17 protein-coding genes are annotated in these 22,947 nt (G+C 65.5%); 3 read left to right on the forward strand and 14 right to left on the reverse strand.

The genetic code is table 11. From position 1 onward, the window contains the following. Window positions 1-44: 44 nt before the first annotated feature. Entirely contained in the window at window positions 45-533 is a 489-nt protein-coding gene (locus FHY18_RS04025; protein WP_259151524.1) for a cupin domain-containing protein, read from the reverse strand. Window positions 534-868: 335 nt separating this feature from the next. Here FHY18_RS04025 and FHY18_RS04030 point away from each other — a divergent pair, with 335 nt between their 5' ends. Beyond that, window positions 869-1,768, forward strand: a complete 900-nt coding sequence (locus FHY18_RS04030) for a LysR family transcriptional regulator (protein ID WP_259152490.1) — start codon at window positions 869-871, stop codon at window positions 1,766-1,768. Between the two features lie 641 nt (window positions 1,769-2,409). Here FHY18_RS04030 and FHY18_RS04035 read toward each other — a convergent pair. The 5 genes from FHY18_RS04035 to FHY18_RS04055 form a co-directional block, all read right to left on the reverse strand. Beyond that, window positions 2,410-3,432, reverse strand: a complete 1,023-nt coding sequence (locus tag FHY18_RS04035; RefSeq protein WP_259151526.1) for an aldo/keto reductase — start codon at window positions 3,430-3,432, stop codon at window positions 2,410-2,412. 239 nt (window positions 3,433-3,671) lie between these two features. Further along, complete coding sequence (locus FHY18_RS04040) at window positions 3,672-4,358, reverse strand: TetR/AcrR family transcriptional regulator (protein ID WP_259151529.1); 687 nt, start codon at window positions 4,356-4,358, stop codon at window positions 3,672-3,674. Then, window positions 4,351-5,838: an AdeC/AdeK/OprM family multidrug efflux complex outer membrane factor gene (gene adeC, locus FHY18_RS04045; protein ID WP_259151531.1), complete on the reverse strand. Its 1,488-nt coding sequence runs from the start codon at window positions 5,836-5,838 to the stop codon at window positions 4,351-4,353. Before adeC ends, FHY18_RS04040 begins: the two co-directional genes overlap by 8 nt. Before the next feature lies 1 nt (window position 5,839). After that, the gene (locus FHY18_RS04050; RefSeq protein ID WP_259151534.1) at window positions 5,840-8,986 is read right to left on the reverse strand and encodes an efflux RND transporter permease subunit; all 3,147 of its coding nucleotides are present in this window, start codon (window positions 8,984-8,986) and stop codon (window positions 5,840-5,842) included. Between the two features lie 16 nt (window positions 8,987-9,002). Beyond that, the gene (locus FHY18_RS04055) at window positions 9,003-10,226 is read right to left on the reverse strand and encodes an efflux RND transporter periplasmic adaptor subunit (protein WP_259151535.1); all 1,224 of its coding nucleotides are present in this window, start codon (window positions 10,224-10,226) and stop codon (window positions 9,003-9,005) included. A 131-nt stretch (window positions 10,227-10,357) separates the two neighbouring features. Here FHY18_RS04055 and FHY18_RS04060 point away from each other — a divergent pair, with 131 nt between their 5' ends. Next, window positions 10,358-10,975 (forward strand): TetR/AcrR family transcriptional regulator, encoded by a 618-nt coding sequence (locus tag FHY18_RS04060; protein ID WP_259151537.1) that lies wholly within the window; start codon window positions 10,358-10,360, stop codon window positions 10,973-10,975. 156 nt (window positions 10,976-11,131) lie between these two features. Here the strand turns inward: FHY18_RS04060 and rtcA are convergent, their stop codons facing one another. The 3 genes from rtcA to FHY18_RS04075 form a co-directional block, all read right to left on the reverse strand. Continuing rightward, complete coding sequence (gene rtcA, locus FHY18_RS04065) at window positions 11,132-12,151, reverse strand: RNA 3'-terminal phosphate cyclase (RefSeq protein WP_259151539.1); 1,020 nt, start codon at window positions 12,149-12,151, stop codon at window positions 11,132-11,134. Window positions 12,152-12,335: 184 nt separating this feature from the next. Further along, on the reverse strand, window positions 12,336-13,556 hold the full coding sequence (locus FHY18_RS04070) for an RtcB family protein (protein WP_259151542.1): 1,221 nt from the start codon (window positions 13,554-13,556) through the stop codon (window positions 12,336-12,338). A gap of 827 nt (window positions 13,557-14,383) precedes the next feature. Beyond that, entirely contained in the window at window positions 14,384-15,934 is a 1,551-nt protein-coding gene (locus tag FHY18_RS04075; protein ID WP_259151543.1) for a VWA domain-containing protein, read from the reverse strand. A 186-nt stretch (window positions 15,935-16,120) separates the two neighbouring features. On the opposite strand from FHY18_RS04075, the gene rtcR reads away from it, so the two are divergent. Beyond that, window positions 16,121-17,731 (forward strand): RNA repair transcriptional activator RtcR, encoded by a 1,611-nt coding sequence (gene rtcR / locus FHY18_RS04080; protein ID WP_259151552.1) that lies wholly within the window; start codon window positions 16,121-16,123, stop codon window positions 17,729-17,731. 211 nt (window positions 17,732-17,942) lie between these two features. Here rtcR and FHY18_RS04085 read toward each other — a convergent pair whose 3' ends face one another. From FHY18_RS04085 to FHY18_RS04105, 5 genes are all read right to left on the reverse strand, one after another. Further along, complete coding sequence (locus FHY18_RS04085; protein ID WP_259151553.1) at window positions 17,943-18,461, reverse strand: transcriptional repressor; 519 nt, start codon at window positions 18,459-18,461, stop codon at window positions 17,943-17,945. 13 nt (window positions 18,462-18,474) lie between these two features. After that, window positions 18,475-19,878, reverse strand: a complete 1,404-nt coding sequence (gene gltX, locus FHY18_RS04090) for a glutamate--tRNA ligase (RefSeq protein ID WP_259151555.1) — start codon at window positions 19,876-19,878, stop codon at window positions 18,475-18,477. A 244-nt stretch (window positions 19,879-20,122) separates the two neighbouring features. Further along, the gene (locus FHY18_RS04095) at window positions 20,123-21,214 is read right to left on the reverse strand and encodes a DUF3616 domain-containing protein (RefSeq protein ID WP_259151556.1); all 1,092 of its coding nucleotides are present in this window, start codon (window positions 21,212-21,214) and stop codon (window positions 20,123-20,125) included. A 154-nt stretch (window positions 21,215-21,368) separates the two neighbouring features. Then, window positions 21,369-22,265, reverse strand: a complete 897-nt coding sequence (locus tag FHY18_RS04100) for a carbon-nitrogen hydrolase family protein (RefSeq protein WP_259151558.1) — start codon at window positions 22,263-22,265, stop codon at window positions 21,369-21,371. 69 nt (window positions 22,266-22,334) lie between these two features. Further along, window positions 22,335-22,937 carry a GNAT family N-acetyltransferase gene (locus FHY18_RS04105; RefSeq protein WP_259151559.1) on the reverse strand — a complete coding sequence of 201 codons (603 nt, stop codon included), beginning with the start codon at window positions 22,935-22,937 and terminating at the stop codon, window positions 22,335-22,337. Window positions 22,938-22,947: the final 10 nt, after the last annotated feature.

Consider the following 22,947-nt stretch of genomic DNA (forward strand, 5'->3'; position numbering starts at 1 on the left):
GTTGCAGTCGAAGACGGAGTTCCCAATGCGCCATTCCCGGTCACTCAATCGGTCTTGTACTGCGCATCTGTCACCTGTTCGAGCCAGGTCACCGGCGAGCCATCCACCGACTCGGCAATGGCGATATGCGACATCGCCACCGTCGCGTTCGCGCCGTGCCAATGCTTGACGCCCGGCGGAATCCACACGATGTCGCCGGGGCGGATCTCCTGCGCCGGCTTGCCCCACTCCTGCACCCTCCCCGCACCGGCGGTGACGATGAGCGTCTGCCCCAATGGATGGGTGTGCCAGGCGGTACGCGCGCCCGGCTCGAAGGTCACCGTGGCACCGCCCACGCGTGCTGGTGCATCGGCCTGAAACGGCGCATCGATCCGCACCTTGCCGGTGAAGTAATCGGCCGGGCCCACCGCCGACGCCGCACCGCCGGCACGGCTCACCCTGATCGGCGCCTGCGCGCCCCCGTTCCCCTCGCCACCCGGCGCGGTGGTCGCGGCCATCATCGACAACGACATTGCAGTTGCGAACAGATTCATTGCGGTACTCCTTGAGTGTGGTGAAACAACGTAGCAATGGCTTGCCAGGCCGCGCGGGGTGCCTCGCAGGTCGAAGCGGACCAGCGGCCGATGCGCTATCGGGCCGCCGCCGCATCGGTCTGGCAATCGACAGCAGAGCGCCACCCTGCCCTGCATCCGGTTGCCTGCACTGTAGCGCGCATGCGCAGACACACTCCCCCTGCAAATCCGCATGCAGCTAGAAACCCAGCGCATCAATGCGGCTGCGCTGCGGGCCACCGGCATTGAGGCCATCAAACTCCATCGCGCATGATGCTGGCCGCATGAATCGCATGCCTGGAGCGGCACTGGCAGCAATGGCTCGGGAAAACCTCAACGACCTGCAGGTCTTCGTCACCGTCGCGCGCGAGGGCAGCTTTACCCGCGCCGCCGCGCAACTGGGCGTCTCGCAATCGGCGTTGAGCCATACCGTGCGTGCCCTGGAAACGCGGTTGGGCATCCGCTTGCTGACCCGCACCACGCGCAGCGTTTCGATGACCGAAGCCGGTGCGCGCCTGTTCGAAACGGTGGCACCGCGGCTGCAGGAGATCGACGACGAGTTGTCCGCGCTCACCGACTTCCGCGACAAGCCGGCCGGCACCATCCGCATCACCACCGCCGGGCACGCCGCCGATGCCTACGTGTGGCCGGCGCTTTCGAAAATATTGCCAAACTATCCGGACCTCAAGATCGAAGTCACCGTGGATTACGGCCTGGCCGACATCGTGGCCGAGCGCTACGACATCGGCATCCGCTTGGGCGACCAGGTCGCCAAGGACATGATCGCGGTGCCGATCAGCCCGCGCCAGCGCATGGCGGTGGTCGCGGTCCCTGGGTACTTCGTGCATCACACCATCCCGAGCGTTCCGGCCGATCTGGCGCAGCACAACTGCATCGGCCTGCGCTTGCCAACGCACGGCGGATTGCTGGCCTGGGATTTCGAAAAAGACGGGCGTGAGGTCAAGGTGCGCGTGGATGGGCAATGGACCTTCAACGGCAGCAGCGCGATCCTGCGCGCCGCGTTGGCCGGCGCTGGACTGGCGTTCCTGCCGGATACCATGGTGCTGGACCATATCGCCGCCGGCCGCCTGCGCCGCGTACTGGAAGACTGGTGCGACCCGTTCGACGGCTATTACGCCTATTACCCCAGCCGCCGCCAATCCTCGAGCGCACTCAAGGTGGTGATCGATGCATTGCGGCACGATCTGGTGCGTTGACGCACCTCCGTAGGAGCGCGCTTGCGCGCGATGAGGCCTTATCGGTAACGCCCATCGCGCGCGAGCGCGCTCCTACGACAGCTTCGGTTTGCGGCGAGGGTAAAGGTGGCGGTCGATGCGCTGCGGCACGATCTGGTGCGTTGACGCACTTCTGTAGGAGCGCGCTTGCGCGCGATGAGGCCTTATCGGTAACGCCCCATCGCGCGCAAGCGCGCTCCTACGACAGCTTCGGTTTGCGGCGAGGGTAACGGTGGTGGTCGATGCGCTGCGGCACGATCTGGTGCGTTGACGCACTTCTGTAGGAGCGCGCTTGCGTGCGATGAGGCCTTATCGGTAACGCCCCATCGCGCGCGAGCGCGCTCCTACGACAGCTTCGGTTTGCGGCGAGGGTAAAGGTGGTGGTCGATGCGCTGCGGCACGATCTGGTGCGTTGACGTACTTCTGTAGGAGCGCGCTTGCGCGCGATGAGGCCTTATCGGTAACGCCCAATCGCGCGCGAGCGCGTTCCTACGACAGCTTCGGTTTGCGGAACGTTTAAGATGCGCTGCGGCACGCCTTGCCGCGGTGACACGCTCGTGTAGGAGCGCGCTTGCGCGCGATGAGGCCTTATCGACAACGCCGCATCGCGCGCAAGCGCGCTCCTACGATTGCGGCGGTGTGCGGTCGCTTGCACCGCTGGGGCATTGACCGACCAGCTTCTGTCGCTCCGGGCTGTAACGCTCGCCGACAATCGCCACCGCATCCAGCGCCTGCTGGATGCGCGCAAGATCCTCGCTGCTCAGGGTCAACGCAGCGCCGCCCAGATTTTCGTCCAGGCGATGCAGCTTGGTGGTGCCGGGAATCGGCACGATCCACGGCTTGCGCGACAGCAGCCACGCCAGCGCGACCTGCGCCGGGGTGGCGCCCTTGTCGGCAGCGATGGCCTGGATGCGCCCGACCAGCGCCTGGTTGGCCTGACGGGCTTCGGCTGCGAACCGCGGCACCTGATTGCGGAAATCGTCGGCGGAAAATTGCGTGTCGGCCTGGATGGCGCCGGTCAAGAAGCCCTTGCCGAGCGGGCTGAATGGCACGAAGCCGATCCCGAGTTCTTCCAGCGTCGGCAACACGACGGTTTCCGGCTCGCGCCACCATAGCGAGTATTCGCTCTGCACTGCGGTCACCGGCTGCACTGCATGCGCGCGCCGGATGGTGTCGGCACCGGCTTCGGACAGCCCGAAATGCGTCACCTTGCCCTCGGCAATCAAGTCCTTGACCGTGCCGGCCACCTCCTCGATCGGCACCGCCGGGTCCACGCGATGTTGATAGAACAGGTCGATGCGGTCGGTCTTCAGGCGCGTCAGGCTGGCCTCGGCCACCGCACGGATCCGCTCGGGACGACTGTCGAGCCCGGCATCGGCATGTCCGTCCTTGAAGCCGAACTTGGTTGCAATCACCAACTGGTCGCGGTGCGCCGCCAGCGCCTCGCCCAGCAATGTCTCGTTGGCGAAGGGCCCGTAAGCCTCGGCCGTATCGAAGAAAGTGACGCCACGCTCCACGGCCGCCTGCAGCAAGGCGACGGCGTCCTTGCGCTCGGTCGCCGGCCCGTAGCCATAACTCAGGCCCATGCAGCCCAAGCCCAGTGCCGAAACCTGTAACCCGCTGTTTCCCAACTGTCGTATCTGCATCGCTTGCTCCCGCGGCAATGGCCGCATCGAATGGATCGACCGCAGGCGGCAATACCGCTGCAGCACCGATGCGCCACGATAGTCCGGTGCCGCAGGCTCATTGCACAGCGGGCGGCGCTAACGCTTATGAGCGACCCTCATCAACGCGCAGCGCGCCTGATGCAGTGGTGGCCCTGCATGCGAACGCAGACAACGCACCAGCGACTACTGCCATCCATCGCGCAGTCCTGCTGCTGCAACTAGAACCCGCCAGGCACTTCGCGCTTGCCTGCCGTGCGCACCGCCGACGGTTGCGGCCGATACGCGCGCAGGAACAGCGCTACCGCACTGGCGACATACACCTGCTGCGCTGCAGCCGGTGCCTGCAACAGGTCGCCACGCATCGTCGCGTTGGCGGGCAGCCCGGTCATCAACCCGAAAAAATGGACCGATGCCTCCGGCAGATCGTCGATCGCCAGCGCTCCGGCGGCCACCTCGCGCGCCAGCAAGGTAAGCATCATGCGGTCGTAACGCTCGAAGCACAGCATCCACATCTCCTCGCGCATCTGGCTGGGCAATACCGGCGGGCGCACCAACGCGTACGCGGCATCGTCCAATGCGCTGCGGCTCGCCACGCGCAGCAGCGCATTGGCAACGGCAATCAGGCGCCGATCCAATGGACCTTGCGCCTCCAGCAACCCGTCCCAGTGACTGCGCGGCGCATGCGCCAATGCCTCCAGCGTGGTGCGGAACAGCACTTCCTTGGACGCAAAGTACGCGTACAGCGTGGCCTTGGACACCCGCGCCTGTTGGGCGATGGTGTCCATGCTGGTGCCCTCGAATCCGTAGCGCTCGAACAGCGCACGCGCCGCCGCCAGGATGGCACCGCGCTTGCCGGGTGGCGCAGGCGCACGCAGTGCAGCGTCGGCCGGGGTCTGGTCATCCATGCGGCTGCCCCGTCGCGACGCTGGCCACCTCCGGCTCTGCCGTCTGCAACCAGCCGCCACCCATCGCCTTGTAGAACGTCACCAGATTGGTCAACCGCGACAGCTGCGTGCCGATCAAGGTCTGCTGGGCGCTGTACAGCGAGCGCTGCGCATCCAGTGCCTGCAGATAACTGTCGACGCCACGTTCGAAACGCGCCTGCGACAAGCGATAGCTATCGGCGGTCGCATCGACCAACGCCTGCTGCGCCTGCAACTGCCGGCCCAGCGTATCGCGTTGCGCAAGCGCATCGGACACTTCGCGGAACGCACTCTGGATCGATTTCTCGTAGCGGGCCACCTCGATATCGCGGTTGGCCTTGGCCATGTCCAGATTGGCGCGATTTCGCCCGGCATTGAAGATCGGCAAGGTCAGCGTCGGTACGAAGCTCCAGGCGCGCGTGCCAGAATCGAACAGGTTCGACAGGCTGCTGCTGGATGAGCCCACCGAGCCGGTCAGGCTGATGCTGGGAAAGAACGCCGCACGCGCCGCACCGATGTTGGCATTGGCCGCACGCAGGTTGCGCTCGGCTTCCAGGATGTCCGGGCGACGCTGCAGCAGCTGCGACGGCAACCCGGCCGGCACGCTGGCCAGCACACTGCCTTCCACGCTGGCGCTATCGGGCAACGCACGCGGCAACAAGGCGTCCGGCACAGCCGTGCCGACCAGCAGCACCAGGGCGTTGCGATCCTGCGCTACCTGCGCGGTGTAGCGCTCCACGTCCACGCGTGCGGTTTCCACCGTGGTCTGCGCCTGGCGCAGGGTCAGCTGCGAGGCGACGCCCAATTCGAAACTGCGTTGCTGCAGGCGATAACTGTCGTCTTGGTTACGCAAGGTGGACTGCGCCAATTGCAGCGACGCCTGGTCGGCGGCCAGGGTCAGATACGCGGTGGCGACTTCTGCGACCAGGCTGATATGGGTACTGCGGCGGGCTTCGGCGGTGGACAGGAACTGTTGCAACGCCTGTTCCTTGAGGCTGCGCACGCGCCCGAACAGATCCAGTTCGTACGCGCTGATGCCGATGTTGGCACTGTAGGTGCGAAACACCGCCGGCTGCCCGGGGATGGCAAGCTCGCTCGGCGTGCGCGAATTGTTCGCCGTGCCGGTGCCATTGATGGCCGGCACCAACGCAGCGCGCTCCACCCGGTACTGCGCACGCGCCACTTCGATGTTGAGTGCGGCCACGCGCAGGTCGCGGTTGTTCTCCAGCGCCAGCGCGATCACCTGCTGCAACGCCGGGTCGGTGAAGACCTCGCGCCAGCCGATATCGGCCACGCTGCGCGCCGGTTCGCTTGCAGCCGCGTCGGCCGTTGTGGTGGACCCGGCACCGGCGAAGTGTTCCGGCACCGGAGCGTCGGGACGGGTGTAGCGCGGCATCATGGTGCAGCCAGACAGCGCGCTGGCCACCGCGATGGCGGCAAGTGTCATGCGAATCGGTGTCATGTCAGTGTCCTGTCGGTTGCGCAGTGGCGGGCGTGGCAGGCTGCGCGCGACGCTTGAACATGCCGCTGACCAGCACGAAAAACAGCGGTACGAAAAAGATCGCCAGCACCGTGCCGGACAACATGCCGCCGATCACCGCCGTACCCAGCGCATGCTGCGCGCCGGCACCGGCACCACTGGTGAGCACCAGTGGCACCACGCCCAGGATGAAGGCCAGCGATGTCATCAGGATCGGCCGCAAGCGCATGCGCGCCGCTTCCAGTGCCGACTCGATCAGGCTCTTGCCGCTCTCATGCAGCTCCTTGGCAAACTCCACGATCAGGATTGCGTTTTTCGATGCCAGACCAATCGTGGTCAACAACCCCACCTGGAAGTACACGTCATTCATTTTCCAGGTCAGGATCGCGCCCAGCAGCGTGCCGAACACACCTAGCGGCACCACCAGGATCACCGAGAACGGAATCGCCCAGCTTTCGTACAACGCAGCCAGACACAGGAACACGATCAGGATCGACAGGCCGTACAACAGGCCGGTCTGGCCGGTGGAGGATTTTTCCTGTCGCGACAACCCGGTCCATTCAAAGCCGATACCCGGCGGCAATTTTGCCGCCGCCGCTTCCACGATCTGCATCGCTTCGCCACTGGACGCCGCGCCGGGCAGCGCCATGCCCAGGATCTCCACCGACGGCACGCTGTTGTAACGCTCCAGCCGCGGCGAACCCGATTGCCAGCTGGCGGTGGCGAAGGCGTTGAACGGCACCATGGTGCCCGCGCTGTTACGCACGAACCAGCGGTCGATGTCCTGCGGATTCATGCGGTACGGCGCGTCGGCCTGCAGCAGCACCTTCTTGACACGTCCCTTGTCGATGAAGTCGTTGACGTACACGCTGCCCCATGCGCTGGAGAAGGTGTTGTTGATGTCGGAGATCGACACCCCCATCGCCTGCGCCCGGTGCGGGTCGATCTCCAGCTTGAATTCGGGCGTGTCTTCCTGCCCGTTCGGGCGCACCGCCACCAGCCGCTTGTCCTGCGACAGCTCGGCGAGCAATTGATTGCGCGCCTGCATCAAGGCGTCGTGGCCCAGGTTGGCGCGGTCCTGCAGCATCAGATCGAAGCCGGTGGCATTGCCCAGTTCCGACACCGCCGGTGGCGCGAAGGCGAACACCTTGGCATCGCGAATACTGGCGAAATACGCCCCGGCCTTGGCCGCCACGTCGGTGACGCTCTGGCCCTTGCCGGTACGCTCGTCCCACGGCCGCAGCTTGACGAAGGCAAGCCCCACGTTCTGCCCGGTGCCGGCGAAGCTGAAACCGGAGACCGCAAACACGCCGGACACCGAGTCCTTCTGATCCACCAGGAAGTGATGCTCCACCTGCCGGATCACCTCGCCGGTGCGCGCATCGCTGGCACCCGGCGGCAGTTGCACCAGCACGAACAAGGTGCCCTGGTCTTCATCCGGCAGGAAGCCCACCGGCAATTTCATGAACCCCACCACCACCAGCGCCAGCAGCACCGCATAGGCAAGCATGTAGCGCCAGCCCTTGCCCAGCATGTGCCGCACCACGCCCTGGTAGCGGGTGTTGCCGCGATCGAACAGGCGGTTGAACCAGCCGAAGAAGCCGGTGGTGGCCATGCCATGGCCCTTGTGCACCGGCTTGAGCAAGCTGGCGCACAGGGCCGGGGTCAAAATCATCGCCACCAGCACCGACAAGGTCATCGCCGACACAATGGTGATCGAGAACTGCCGGTAGATCACGCCGGTGGACCCGCCGAAGAACGCCATCGGCACAAACACCGCAGCAAGCACCAGCGCCACACCCACCAGCGCACCGGAAATCTGGTCCATCGATTTGCGGGTGGCGTCCTTGGGCGACAACTGCTCCTCGCCCATCACGCGCTCGACGTTTTCCACCACCACGATGGCATCGTCCACCAGCAGGCCGATCGCCAGCACCATCGCGAACATGGTCAGCGTATTGATGGTGAAGCCGAACGCGGCCAGCACGCCGAACGTACCCAGCAATACCACCGGCACCGCAATCGTCGGAATCAAGGTGGCGCGGAAGTTCTGCAGAAACAGGTACATCACCAGGAACACCAGCACCACTGCCTCGACCAGCGTATGCACCACCTGCTCGATGGAGATGCGCACGAACGGCGTGGTGTCGTAGGGCTTTTGCACCTTCATGCCCGGCGGGAAGAACTTCTCCTGTTCTTCCAGGCTCTTGTCGATGGCGCGCACCGTGTCCAGCGCATTCGCACCGGTGGCCAGCTTGATCGCCAGGCCCGCTGCGGGCTTGCCGTTGTAGCGACCCACCGTGTTGTAGCTTTCGCTGCCCAGTTCGACCCGCGCCACATCGCGCAGCCGCACCTGAGAGCCATCGGACTGCGTGCGCAGCAGGATGTTCTCGAACTGTTCGGCGGTCTTGAGCCGGGTCTGCGCGGTGATGGTGGCATTGAGTTGCTGGTTGGCCACCGCCGGCAATGCGCCGAGCTGGCCGGCCGACACCTGCGCGTTCTGCGCCTGGATTGCGCTGCGCACATCCACCGGGGTCAGGCTGAAATTGCTCAGCTTGTTCGGGTCCAGCCAGATGCGCATGGCGTATTGCGAACCGAACAGCGTGGTGTCGCCCACGCCTTCGACGCGGCTGATGGTTTCCTGCACATTGGCCGCCACGTAATCGGACAGGTCCGAATCGCTCATGCTGCCGTCTTCGGAGGTGAAGGCCAGCACGTTGACGAAGTTGGTGGCCGACTTGGTGACCGTCACGCCCTGCTGCTGCACTTCCTGCGGCAGCAACGGCGTGGCCAGCGACAACTTGTTCTGCACCTGCACCTGCGCGGTGTCCGGGTCGGTGCCGTTGTCGAAGGTCAGGGTGATGGTCACCGTGCCGCTGGATTCGCTGGTGGAGGCCATGTAGCTGAGATGGTCCAGGCCCTTCATCTTCTGCTCGATGACCTGGGTGACGGTGTCTTCCAGGGTCTGCGCCGAGGCGCCCGGATAGTTGGCGGTGATGGCGACAGCGGGCGGCGCGATGCTGGGGTATTGCGCGATCGGCAAGGTGGCGATGGACAGGATGCCGGCCAGCATCACGATGATGGCCAACACCCAGGCGAAGATCGGACGATCGATAAAGAAGCGTGCCATGACGTGTGATCCCGCCTCAGTTGGCCGCACGCGGTGCGGTCGGGGCGGAAGAGTTGCCAGCAGCACCGGCAGCATGACCAGCGGCAGCGGGCGTGCCCTTGGGCTGCCATGGCACGGTCTTGACCTCGATGCCGTCGCGCGCACGCGAGGCGCCTTCGACCACCACCTGTTCGCCGGGCTTCAGGCCACTGCGCACCAGCCACTGGTCGCCGACTTCACGGTCGGTCTCCAGCACGCGCAACTGCAGCTTGTGGTCGGCGCCCACCACGAATGCGGTCGGCTTGCCGGCACCATTGCGCGAGACCGCCTGCTGCGGCACCAGCAGGCCATGTTGCTTGACGCCCTCTTGCAGCACCGCGCGCACATACATGCCCGGCAGCAGATCGGCGTTCGGGTTCGGGAACACCGCGCGCAAGGTGATCGAGCCGGTGTTCTGATCGACGGTGACATCGGAGAACGCCAGCTGGCCCTGCAACGGATAGGCGCTGCCGTCTTCCAGCAGCAGCGAGACCTTGGCCGCGCCCTCGCCGGCCTTTTCAAGGTCGCCGCGCGCCATCGCCTGCTTCAGCCGCAATACCGCCGCGCTGGGCTGGGTGACGTCGATGTAGATCGGGTCCAGCTGCTGGATGGTGGTCAGTGCAGTGGACTGGTTGGCGGTCACCAACGCGCCCGGCGTCACGCTGGAGCGGCCGATGCGGCCGGAGATCGGCGCGTCCAGGCGGGCGAAGGCCAGATTGATCCGGGCGGTCTCCACGCTGGCCTTGCCGGCAGCCACATCGGCTTCGGCCTGGCCCAGCGCCGCGGCGGTGTCGTCGCCCTCTTGCTGGCTGATCGCCTTGATCTGCGCCAGCTCGGTGTAGCGCTCGGCCTTGAGCCTGGCGGTGCGCAGATTGGCCTGCGCTCTGGCCAGGGTGGCCTGGGCGCTGGCGTAGCTGGCGCGGTAGGTCGCCGGATCGATCTGGTACAGCGTCTGCCCGGCCTTGACGTTGCCGCCCTCGGTGAACTGACGCGACTGCACGATGCCGCCGACCTGCGGGCGGATTTCGGCAATCAGGTACGGCACGGTACGCCCCGGCAGCGCGGTGGTCAGCGACACCGGCTGCTGCTGGACGGTCAGCACGGCCATCTCCGGCGTGCCCTCTTCCGGTGGCGGTCCGCCCGGCGGGCTGCCGCAGGCACTCAGCAGGGCGGTGACGACAACGGCGAGCAACGGCAGGCGGAACGAAGCATGAGAACGCACGAGGATGTCTCCGGAGGGACAGTGAGGGTTAAATCTAAACGGTACGGTTCGGTATCCTAATAAGCGTGTCCGTGGCCGTCAAGCATTTCTGCCCAGTCGGTATACTTAAACTTCAAAAGTGGAGTGAGTTGATGCGGGTCAGAACCGAAGAAAAACGCGACGCCATCGTCCAGGCGGCCAGCGAGGTGTTCCTCGAACTGGGCTTCGAAGGCGCCTCGATGTCGCAGATCGCCACCCGGGTCGGCGGCTCCAAGCGCACGCTCTACGGCTATTTCCCGTCCAAGGAAGAACTGTTCATCGCTTTCGCCAGCGACATGTCCGACAGCTACATCGACCCGATGCTTGACGCGCTGGCACAGAGCCGCGGATCCGTCGCACAGACCTTGCAGCGCTTTGGCGAAGACATCCTGGCCTTTCTGTGCGCGCCGACATCGATCACGATCTGGCAGACCATCATTGGGGTGTCGGGGCGATCGGACGTGGGGGCATTGTTCTTCAACGCAGGCCCCGAAGAAGGCATGCAACGCATGGCCGACTACCTGCAGCAACAGATGGAAGCGGGATTGATGCGGCGCGGCGACCCGCTGCTTGCATCCAGGCAGCTGGGTGCGCTGCTGGAGTCGGAAACGCTGATGCCCTGCCTGTTCGGCGCACTGAAAGACCCCTCGCCTGATTACCTGCGCGGCGCCGCGCAGCGTGCGGTCAAGATGTTCCTGGCGGCGTATACGCTCGAGTCGGCACCGGGCTGACGCATCGGGCAGGCATGGCACCAAAGCGCACTCCCGCACTGCGCACACTGGTCATAGGTCGTCGCCCGATGCAGCAATGCCTCTGTGCATGGCATTGGCTCTCAGCTGACCCTCGCCGGGCGCAGGCGCTGCCACCAACGCAACGCCTGCCTCACCTCAGCGATCAACAGACACGCGCCACTGGCCGTCTGCCATCGGCAGCCAGGTGATCTCCACCGGCAGGAACTTCTCGATCAGCCGGGCGTTGCTCGCCAGATGCTCACTGATGGCATCGGTGGTGAACCCGCCACCGCCGGCCAGCGCCATCGGCAGCAACAACTGGTCCGACAGATACTCGCCAACGCAGGCGCCAGCATCGAGATACCGCTGCACCTGATCGGCAAGGCGCTCGCCCACCTGCTCGGCGGCCACACCGCGCTCGCCGTAGCCGGCAAAGGTCTCGACATGCGCTGCATGGCGCACATGCACAAGCGCGACGTTGCCCGGCCCCAACGCAGGACGCACGCTCTCCACATGGCGCGGGCTGGGGTCCACGCCCAGACGTGCAGCCAACACGCGTAACTCGCGATGCCCGATCTTGGTCGACAACCCGGAGATCAGGATCGTCGCCTCGATCGACTCCAACGTCCCGCGTGCATCGAACACGGCACGCTGGAGCTGCGCACAAGGCTCCACCGCCACCTGCAGCACTCCGCCGCCGGCCGGATAAAAGCCATGCCGCTCCAGTACCGCCGACACGCGCACGCCCATCCGCTGCAAGGCAGGCAGATAGCAGTTGGCGATGAAATCGGCACTCGGCGCCAACGGATTGTGCGTCCCGCCTTCGAACGTCAGGCTCGAAGGTGCCGCCGCCTGCCAAAGCGCAGGCAGCACAGTCTGCAACACCAAGGTGGCAGAGCCCGCACTTCCGGTCGCGAAGCGATATGTCCCCGGCAACACCTGGCCCGGCTCGAACCGCAACGCCGTCGCACCGATCTGCGCACCATGCGTACGCGCCTGCCCAATCGCCGCCGCCGCATTGACGGCCGTCAGGTGCTGACGCATCAAACCCGGGCGTGAACGCGCTCCGCGGATATTGTGCATGACAAAGCCGGTCCCGGTGCACAGGCTCAACGTCAATGCGGTGCGCAACAACTGTCCACCGCCTGCCGCTCCATCGATTTCAATCATGTCCATGACGCACATCCATTCAAATAAACGCCCCGATGCCCAGATCGGGGCTGTCAATGCCATGCCGGCGCAGTGTAGTTGGATCCAATGCCCAGGCGGCGCCCGCTGGTTGCACCTGCGCTGCAGCGGTGTCCGATGCCGCAGCGTCGACGCAACGCATCGCTAGCGCTGCGGAAACCAATGCGCAGGCCTATCCCTTGACGCATACCACCTGCCGAAGCGTATGCACGATTTCCACCAGGTCGCGCTGTGCATGCATCACCGCCTCGATCGGCTTGTACGCCGCGGGCGACTCGTCCACCACGTCCTGATCCTTGCGGCATTCCACATGCGCCGTGGCCTTGATGTGGTCGTCGAGGCTGATGCGCCGCTTGGCCTCGGTGCGGCTCATGACCCGTCCAGCACCATGGCTGCAGCTATGGAAGCTGTCGGCATTGCCGAGTCCGCGCACGATGAAACTCTTGGCGCCCATGCTGCCGGGAATGATGCCCAGCTCGCCCTTGCGGGCACTCACCGCACCCTTGCGCGTCACGAACACGTCCTTGCCGAAGTGGTGCTCGCGGCTGACGTAGTTGTGGTGACAGTTCACCGCCTCCGCCTGCGCCTCGAACGGCTTGGCGATGACAGTGCGCACGGCCGCCACCACGTGACGCATCATGATTTCCCGATTGATCCGCGCATAGCGTTGCGCCCAGTCCACTGCAAACACGTAGTCGGCATAGTGCTCGCTGCCTTCCGGCAGGTAGGCCAGGTCCTGGTCCGGCAGGTTGATCATCCAGCGCCGCATCTCGTTCTTGGCCAGCTGGATGAAATGGTTGCCGATCGCATTGCCGACGCCGCGCGATCCGGAGTGCAGCATGAACCATACGCGCTGCGCCTCATCCAGGCAGACCTCAACAAAATGGTTGCCGGTTCCCAACGTTCCCAGGTGCTGCAGGTTATTGGTCTTGTGCAACCGCGGATGGCGCTCGCAGATCAACGCAAAATCGCTCGCCAGCTGCGACCAGCCATCGATCGCATGCCCCGGCGGGGTCTGCCATGCCCCCTTGTCGCGCGCACCCGGCGTGCGCCCATGCGGCACCGCGCGCTCGATCGCGCTGCGGATCGCGGCCAGGTTGTCCGGCAGGTCGCTGGCCACCAACGTGGTGCGCGCGGCGATCATGCCGCACCCGATATCCACGCCGACTGCGGCAGGCACGATCGCACCGATGGTCGGCACCACCGACCCCACCGTGGCTCCCTTGCCCAAATGCACGTCGGGCATGACCGCGATCCAGCGGTGGATGAAAGGCAGCTTGGCGATGTTCTGCAACTGCTGGCGCGCTTCGTCCTCAAGCGGAACGCCGCGCGTCCACAGCTTGATGGGGGCCGCACCCGGCTGGGCAATCACATCGTAGTGTAGGTCGCTCATTGAAAGACTCCTTGCAACAAAACAATGAAAAGGCGCGGTGACAAAGTGGCGGAACAGACTGCAGTGCGACAGCCGCCGCATTGCACTGGGATTTGAACCCACCCATTGAAGGGACACCGATGTAGTTCCAACCGCATTCACCGCAAAGAACGGCATCCCGCGGGCGAGCCGCAGAATGCTTTGACGCAAGACCATCGCCCACCCGAGGCAGGCGCTGGAGCCCGCCAGCGAACCCAGCAGCGAGGCAACGGACCGAAGGCCGATGCGCACGCGTCATAAGCGGCGATGACGGAAAAAAGCGCGGTGACAAAAGTGATGGAATGCTCTGCGTGGCGGCGGCCGGAGCCGCAGCAACGCAGTCGGGATTTGAACCCAACCCAATGAAGGGGATCGATGTAGTTCCACCGGCATTCACCGCAAAACCAAGCCACGCTGCCTGCGACAAGATCAATGAAACGCGCGCTCTACCACTGAGCTACCGTCATGACGGGCGGGATTCGAACCCGCGACCATGGAGTTTCACTTGCATTCGCACGACAACGCAGACAACAAGACCGACGGCGACCACGACAACGGAGATGAAACATCCTGCTCTAACCAGCTGAGCTACCACCCCACACAGGGTGGGCGGGACTCGAACCCGCGACCTGGAGCGTAAGAGGCTGTAGTTTCATCGGCATTCGTGACCGCCGACGGTGAAACCTGTAGGTGGCAACCAGACCATGGCACTGCTGCCAGGTCAGTCGCTACCGCTTAATCACCACATGGCATTTCTGCCACCACCCGGCGGGCCCCATTGCCCGCCGGGTCTGCACACGTCCGTGTGCTCACAGCTCGATCGAGCCGATCCGCTCGACCCAGCGCGTCGCACCTGCACCCTGCGCTGCGAACGTCGCGATCAGGTCGAACACCGCATCGCTGAAACCGCCGACATGCAGGATGTCGTCGCGCTCCAGCGTCTGGCTGGTCGCGACCGGCTGCAGGTCGATGCACACCATGCGGGCCTGCGGACAACGCGCCTTCAACCGCGTCCATTCCTGCATGGTTGCCGTTGCTACACCACTGCGGGTATCGCGCCAGCTCTCGTTATCCGACACCATCACCAGCACATCCACCTGGGCCCGCATCGCATTCAAGTGCGCCAGCGGCGCACTGATGCTGGTGCCGCCCCCGCATTGCGCCGCCAACTGCTGCGCCTGGGCGAGCACGCTGTCGCGTGGATTCAGCCGCAGCGAACGCACCTGCGTATCGAATGGCAGCACCGCGGCTTGCGGGTTCGTACGCTGCATGCACGCGGCAATCAACGCCGCCACATCCACGCAACGCACGCTGGTGGTCGCCCCCTTGCGGTAGCCGGTGACCGGCGATGCCATCGATCCTGAGACATCGACCGCCACCACCACCTTGCCCTCCAGCACCGGCACCTGCCGGGTCGCGATCTCCATCGCGTCCTGCAATGCCCCACCGATCTGCGGGGGCAAGCCGCTAGCCGCGGTATAGGCCATCTGCAATTGATAAGGAAACACGCGGGCACGCTGGATCTGCTCCGGATCACGCAGACGCGCAGCCAGCTTGGCCACCATTGCCGCATCGGCAAACACACCATGACGCGCAAACGTGTTGAGGTTCAACCGCAACGTCTGCCACGACACCCGCTCCGCCAGCAGCGCCCAGTGCGCCCGGGTTAACGGCAATGCCGTGTAGTACTGGAACGGCAGATCCGGCAACGTCTCGCCCGGTGCACGCTTGAACGCCTCGTACGCCTGCAGCACGGCCGGCAATGCGGTTTCCTGGTAGGGCTTGCCGATGACCCACGCATACAGGGCCTCGCGCTCGGCATCGGCCGGCTTCGGGTGCACCATGCGGATCACGTCTGCCAGCGACGGCTGCTGCCCGATCGCCGCCTGCACGATGGTGGCCACCGACGCCTGCTGCAACCACTGCCGCACCATGCGCTTGGGCAGCGAACCCAGCGACTTGCGCCCGACCTGGCCACTGCGCACGATCTGCACGAAGTTGCGCAATAGCCGGCCGTTGTCGACCACGCGGGGAAACGCACGGGCAAAGACCTCAGCGTCGCGGGTGGTCAACGTCGCCAGCAACAATGCCGGCATGTCCTTCATGTGCGCTACCTGACGGGCATAGATCGCGGTCTGCGCAACGAATGCCGGCGGAACCTGTTCGCACAAGGTCAGCACCTGCTGCAACTGCGCGTCGGCGCTCGCATAGTAGGTGCCGTTGAAGCAGCCGGTGGCCGCATACAACGCCAGCGCACCACGCGGCGTGCGCTCGTAGGCGCAACCGCCGGCCTCGTTTCGCGCAGTCGCCTTGGTCCGCAACGCGCCACGCAGCGAGGAGAAGAGTTGAAGATTGGCCATGTCAGGCTCCTGGCGGGAACTGCCCGCAGTGGGTGATGAGCCCTGTACAGCAATGCGCGTGCCAACTTTGGTCATTAGTTCATAAGCCACTGTTTCATAAAAGATTATTTTTATTTTGATGGCACGGCCCTACAGCGTATTTTCTGTTTTTCGTATACTTCAGGCGCGCTTTTTATCTGGATAGATATGGACAGGACCAAGGTCATTTTCGGCATGCTCGGCGTGCAGCTGGATGCCGGCACCGGGCCGGGCCGCTGGGAAAAATGGCGCCCCACGGTGTCGCTGGGCATGCATGACGACTTTCTGGTCGGCCGCATCGAACTGCTCGCCGATGCACGCCGCCATGCAAGATTGGCGAGTGTCGTCCGCAACGATCTTGCCCAGGTGTCGCCAGACACCCAGGTGCAGCAGCACGACACCTACCTGGCCGACCCTTGGGACTTCGAGGGCGTTTACGCCACCCTGCACGACTTCTTCGCCAGCTATACGTTTGCGCCGGAAGAAGAGGACTACTACCTGCACATCACCACCGGCAGCCACGTCAGCCAGATTTGCTGCTTCCTGCTGACCGAGAGCCGGCACTTCCCCGGCCGGCTGCTGCAGACCTCACCGCCTCGCAAGCAAGGCAGCGGCGAGGCGGGCAGCTATGCGGTGATCGATCTAGACCTCTCCCGCTACGACCGCATTGCGCAGCGTTTCGCGCAACAGCAGATGCAGGACCGCGCCCTGCTCAAAAACGGCATCGCCACGCGCAACCTCGCGTTCAACCGGATGATCGAGCAAATCGAGACGGTGGCCACGCGCTCCAGGGCGCCGATGCTGCTGATGGGACCCACTGGCGCCGGCAAGAGCCAGCTGGCCAAGCGCGTGTTCGAGCTGAAAAAACTCAAGCACCAGCTGGGCGGACGCTTCGTGGAGGTGAACTGCGCCACGCTGCGCGGCGACGGCGCCATGAGCGCCCTGTTCGGCCACACCAAGGGCGCCTATACCGGGGCGATCAGCGATCGCCCCGGACTGTTGCGATCCGCCCACCAGGGGCTGCTGTTCCTGGACGAAATCGGCGAACTCGGGCTCGACGAACAGGCCATGCTGTTGCGCGCCCTGGAGGAGAAGCGCTTTTTGCCGGTCGGCAGCGACAAGGAGGTGGACAGCGAGTTTCAACTGATCGCCGGGACCAACCGCGACCTGCAGCAGCAGGTACTGCAAGGGCGCTTCCGCGACGACCTGCTGGCACGCCTTAATCTGTGGACCTACCGCTTGCCTGGACTGGCCGAGCGCATGGAGGACATCGAGCCGAACATCGATTTCGAACTGGAGCGGTGGTCGCGCGAACAACATCAGCGGGTCGCCTTCAACCGCGAGGCGCGTGCGCGCTACCTGGCCTTTGCGACCAGCACAGAGGCGCGCTGGAACGGCAACTTTCGCGACCTCAGCGCCTCGGTCATGCGCCTGGCGACACTGGCCAATGCCGGCCGTATCCAAAGCGAACTGGTGGAAGAAGAAATCATCCGCCTGCGCCAGCAGTGGAAGGGCGCCCACGCGACGTCGCCGCTGGAGGCCTTGCTGGGCGATGGCGTGGAACAGCTGGATCGCTTCGATCGCGTGCAACTGGAAGACGTGGTGCGCCTGTGTGCGCGCAGCAAGTCGCTATCGCAGGCTGGCCGCGAGCTGTTCGCGGTCTCGCGCGGACAGCGCGCCAGCACCAATGACGCCGATCGCCTGCGCAAGTATCTGGCGCGCTTCGGCCTGGACTGGGAACAGGTGCGAACGAGCCCAGACACCACAGCGCAACCCTGAGGCCGCAAGGCCTCAGCGTTGCAAGGAAAGCTACTGCCCGAGCATCCCTCGCCGTGCCAGGCGCATGTTCTTTCCGGGACGCGAACGCGCGCTGCCCGCATGCCGTGCCCGGAGTCGCCCGCCATCTGCCCGCATTGCCAGGGCAGAACCAGGCAACGTCTGCCCGCGACAACGATCACCGTGCCGGGCAGTGACTGCCGCCCGCGCGCGATTAGTCGGCCACCGCGCACTTGGCGCACAGGCCGTGCACTTCCAGCGTCTGCGCCTGCGGCTGGAAGCCCAGCGCCTTGGCGCGGGCTTCCAGTTGCGCCACCACGTCGCGGTCTTCCAGCTCCACCGCGCTATGGCAGCGGTCGCAGATCAGGAACGGCACCGAGTGCTGGGCGCTGTTGGGGTGGTGGCAGGCGACGAAGGCATTGACCGATTCGAGCTTGTGCACAAAGCCATTCGCCATCAGAAAATCCAGCGCGCGGTACACCGTGGGCGGGGCATCGGCGCCCACGCCCTTGCCTTCGCGCACCCAGTCCAGCAATTCGTAGGCCTTCACCGGCTTGCCGGCATCGGCGATCAGCCGCAGCACGTTGGCGCGGATCGGCGTCAACCGCAGGCCGCGTTCGCTGCAGGCGCGCTCCACCGCGCGCACGAAGCTGTTGGCATCGTCGACGTGGTGATGCGGGGCCGTGCAGGCGTGTTCCTGGTCGTGCGTTCGGGTGTGCGTGTGCTTGGTCATACAGGCTCCGGCGTCAGGCCGCTCCTATCTTGATGAGTGCCGCATCGATACGTTTCAAGGCACCCTCGCGACCGGCCAGGTACACCGTCTGCGAAATGTCCGGGCTGACCTGGGTGCCGGTGATGGCCACGCGCAGCGGCTGGGCGACCTTGCCCATGCCCAGTTCCAGCGCCTCGGCGGCGGCGTGCAGCGCCGCCGACACGCTCTCCACACTCCACTCGCTCAGCGCAGCCAGCATCTCGCGCGCCTTGCCCAACGGCACTTCCGCACCCAGTTTCAGGTGCTTGATCACCGCCGCTTCGTCGTACGTTTCCAGCGGCTGGTACCAGACCACGGCCTTTTCGGCCATTTCCTTCAGGGTCTGCACGCGCTCGCGCAGCGCCACCACCACATCGGCCGCGGCAGGGCCGGCGGCGATGTCCAGGCCGAGCTTGGCGAGCTGATATTCCAGCTGCGGCGCGATGCTGGCCGGGTCGTCGGTCTTCAGATAATGCTGGTTGACCCAGCCGAGCTTGGCCATATCCAGGCGCGCCGCCTTGGAATTGACGTCGGTGACGTCGAACAGGTCCAGCAGCTCCTGCTGGGTGAACAACTCCTGGTCGCCATGCGACCAGCCCAGACGGGCCAGGTAGTTGATCAGCGCATGCGGCAGATAACCGGCGTCCTTGTACTGCATCACGTCCGCCGCGCCGGTGCGCTTGGACAGCTTGGCGCCCTGCTCGTCCAGGATCATCGGCATATGCGCGAACTTGGGCACCGGCGCGCCCAGCGCTTCGTAGATGTTGATCTGGCGCGGGGTGTTGTTGATGTGGTCGTCGCCGCGGATCACCTCGGTGATGCCCATGTCCCAATCGTCCACCACCACCGCGAAGTTGTAGGTGGGAAAGCCGTCCGGGCGGAAGATCACCATGTCGTCGAGCTCGCTGTTGGCGATCTCGATGCGGCCCTTGATCAGGTCGTCGAACACCACCGTGCCGCCGAGCGGATTCTTGAAGCGGATCACCCGGTTCGGGTCGTCCCGATACGGCAGCTGCTGCTCGCGCGCGGCGCCGTTGTAGCGCGGCTTTTCCTGCCTGGCCATCGCGGCCTCACGCATGGCGTCGAGCTCTTCGCGGGTTTCGTAGGCGTAATAGGCCTTGCCCTGTGCCAGCAATTGCTCGGCCACCTCCTGGTAACGGGCGATGCGCTGGGTCTGGTAGATCGGGCCTTCGTCATAGCCCAGACCCAGCCAGTCCATCGCCTCCAGGATGGCGTCGATGGCCGCCTGGGTGCTGCGTTCGCGGTCGGTGTCTTCGATGCGCAGCACGAACTGCCCGCCACGGTGGCGCGCCTCCAGCCAGCAATACAGGGCGGTGCGGGCGCCGCCGATGTGCAGGTAACCAGTGGGGCTGGGAGCAAAGCGGGTGCGGCAGGTCATGGAACGCTCGGCGAAACGGGAGTGCGCCGATTTTACCTTGCGCAGCGCGGCCCTGCCCGGCCGGGTGCTACGGCAGTGCTGTCGGGGGCGCATCGGCCCTGCGGGACCCTGGCCGGCGCTGCCGGCACGCCCGCACCCTGCCGCGCAGCGCCTTCCGCCGCGCGCATCTGCGCTGCGACCAGGGCGGTTGCAGATCCACCCGCCGGCTGCACCACGGAGGCTGCAGCCGGCGCGTCGGCATGGCTTAGCGATTGCGCAACAGGTCGCCGTACACCACGCATTCGCCATCGCTGCGCGCCGGGCCGGGTGCGTCGTACAACACCAGCCAGCTGGGGACCTTGCCGGCCAGCTGCGGCGGCAGATTGCAGATGGCCTCGGCGCGGTCGCTGTCGGTGCCATGCGGCAGCACCGCCGATTCCAGCAGTGCATGCTGAAAGCGCACCGGCTCGCGGTTGGCAGCCAGCACGGTGCGTGCATCCGGCCACTTGAACAGGCGGATCTCGCCGTTCAACACCATCGTGGGGCCGGCCAGCAGGTACAGATCGTCGCCGGAATAATGCAGATCGCGGATACCCAGCCCGCCCAGTTGCAGGAAATGCTTGCGCAGCAGTGTGCCGTCCTCGTCCAGTGGCGCCAGGCGCAGATGGTCGCCATGCGCCTCCACCTGGATTTCCAGCAGCGCCGACCAGCCACGCAGCACCGGTCCGCGCAGGCCCAGCAGCAGGCGCTTGCCGTCGGCCACGATGCCTTCGATATCGAAGCCGTTGTCCTTGCCGGGAATCTTCAGGAACGGGCCGAAATGCGCGTCGTCGGCCAGCAGCTCGGTGAGCTGGTTGTGCTTGGCGTCGCCCTTGAGCCGCAGCGCGCGGCGGCCGTCGGCCGCTTCGCGCACCAGACGCGGAGTGCCGTCGGCATCGCGCTCGATCGGCAGGCAGGCCAGCAGACGGCGGTTGGCGTCGAGCTTGAGTTTGGTCAGGCGCTTGGCGTTGTCGGCGTCATCGCGGCCGGGCTTGGCGTTCTTGCGCTTCAAACCATGCGAGCCGATCACCCACAGATAGCCGTCCGACAGGCCCATGCCTTCCAGGTCGGCCTCCTCGGCGGCCTCGCCCGGAAGATCCAGCAGCTCGGCCAGCGGGAAGCTCTGGCCCTGCCCGAAGCGCAGCGTCTCGCGCTGGCCGGGCTGCAGCTTGCGCAGGCGATCCACCGCGCAGGCTTCGTCGCCAGCCACCCACAGCCAGTCGTCGGTGAACGCCGCGCCGGACAGATTGCTGTGCACCAGCGCGCCGGGTGCGAACTCCAGCCGGACGCTGTGCGGAATCAGGGTTTTCTTGGGCATGGGAACCTGGTGGGTGGTATTGCAAGGCTGGGCGATTGAACACCTGTGCAGATGGCTGCGCGGTCGCGGCCGACGGCGGCAGGGGCCAAGGCCCCCGTCGCGTCTGCAGCCGCCGCGCCTGCGCACACTGCAGGTCGCAATCAATCGTGCTTGGTCAATCGAACGCGGCCAGCTTGGCACGCGCCACTTGCGGCGCCAACTGGCCCGGCCAGTCGCGGTCGTTGGCCACCTGCGCGTGCGCGCGGCTGGCCTCGAACGCATCGAAGTCCAGCGCGGCATATGCCCAGACGGCGTCGGCGTCGGTTTGCGCCAGTACGCCGTCGGCGGGGAATCCCACATCCATCGGCGCAAACACCGCCGCCTCGCCGGTGTTGACGTCCAGCGCCGGGCTCCAGGGCGCCTCGCCGGCGGTGACCGATTGCGCGACGAACATGCGGTTTTCCAATGCCCGCGCCAGACACCCGACCCGCACCCGGGTGGCGCCGGCGGCAGTGTCGGTGCAACTGGGCACGATCAACAGGCGCGCGCCGGCTTCGTACTGGGCACGTACCGGCAACGGAAATTCGCTGTCGTAGCAGATCGCAATCGCCGCACGTACCCCATCCAGGTCGAATACCTTCAACGCATCGCCCGGCTCGATCAGCCCGGTCGCCTTTTCGAAGCCGGTCAGTTGCAGCTTGTCCTGCCAACCGTGGCCGCCATCGGGCGTGAACCAGTCACTGCGATTGCGGTAGCGCCCCTGACCCAGATCCAGCAGAAAACTGCCGGCAATCACATGCAAGCGGTGCTGCCGCGCCAGGCCGGCAAACAGCTCCAACCAGGCAGCGCGCAGCGTCTGGATGGCCGCCAGCGACTCCGGCAGGCCGGCCGACACCTGCGTGCCGAAACTGGCAGCCAGCTCCAGCGACAGATATTCCGGCAGCACCGCCACCCGCGCGCCGGCAACCGCGGCCTCGCCGATCACGGCCGACATGCGCGCCGCGAAGGCGGCAAAATCCGCGGGTTTGCCGATCGGATATCTGGCAACGGCAACGGTGAGGGGAGCATTCATCGGCAAGATTCCTCTAACGGCGCTGGAGTGAGGCAATGGTGCACACCACCATGATCGGCTACGCCACGCTCAAGGGTTCAGCGCACGCGTCCACACACTCAAGCTGTGGTCGATCTGCCCGTGTTGCAACTCCGCCCACTCCAGCCGCACCTGCATGCCCGGCTGCGGCGCGTAGCCGCGCTTGCGCCAGAACGCATCGTTGGGCCGATAGTCGGCAGGCTTGCGCGGGTCGTCCGCTGTGCGCTCCACCGAACAGAACGCGGTGCGCGCAAAGCGGCCCAATGCGCGGGCATGCGCCTCGCGACGGTCGAAGAAGGCGTGGCCGATACCCTGCCCGCGATATGCCGGCAACAACACCGACTCGCCAAAATAGAACACGCTGGCCGGGTCGATGCCGCAGGCGCGAAACGGCGCATGGAAGGCCTCGCTGTCGTCGAGCAGCGGCAGGCCGGTGGAAGCGCCGATGACAGCCTCGCCATCGCGCGCCAGCACGAAGACGCTGTCGGGCGAAGCGGCATAGGCGGCCAGATAATCGCGCTCGTAGCCGGCATCGCCGTCGTACAGGTATGGCCATGCGCGGAACACCGCGATGCGCAGCTGCGCCACCGCATCCAGATACGGCAACACCGCGTTGCCGTGGACTGTCTCAACCATCAGGGAGGTGCCGGTCATGCGGCCATGG

Origin of the sequence: Xanthomonas sp. 3793, from assembly GCF_024806835.1 — a bacterium.
In the GTDB taxonomy this organism is placed as follows: Bacteria; Pseudomonadota; Gammaproteobacteria; order Xanthomonadales; family Xanthomonadaceae; genus Xanthomonas; species Xanthomonas arboricola_F.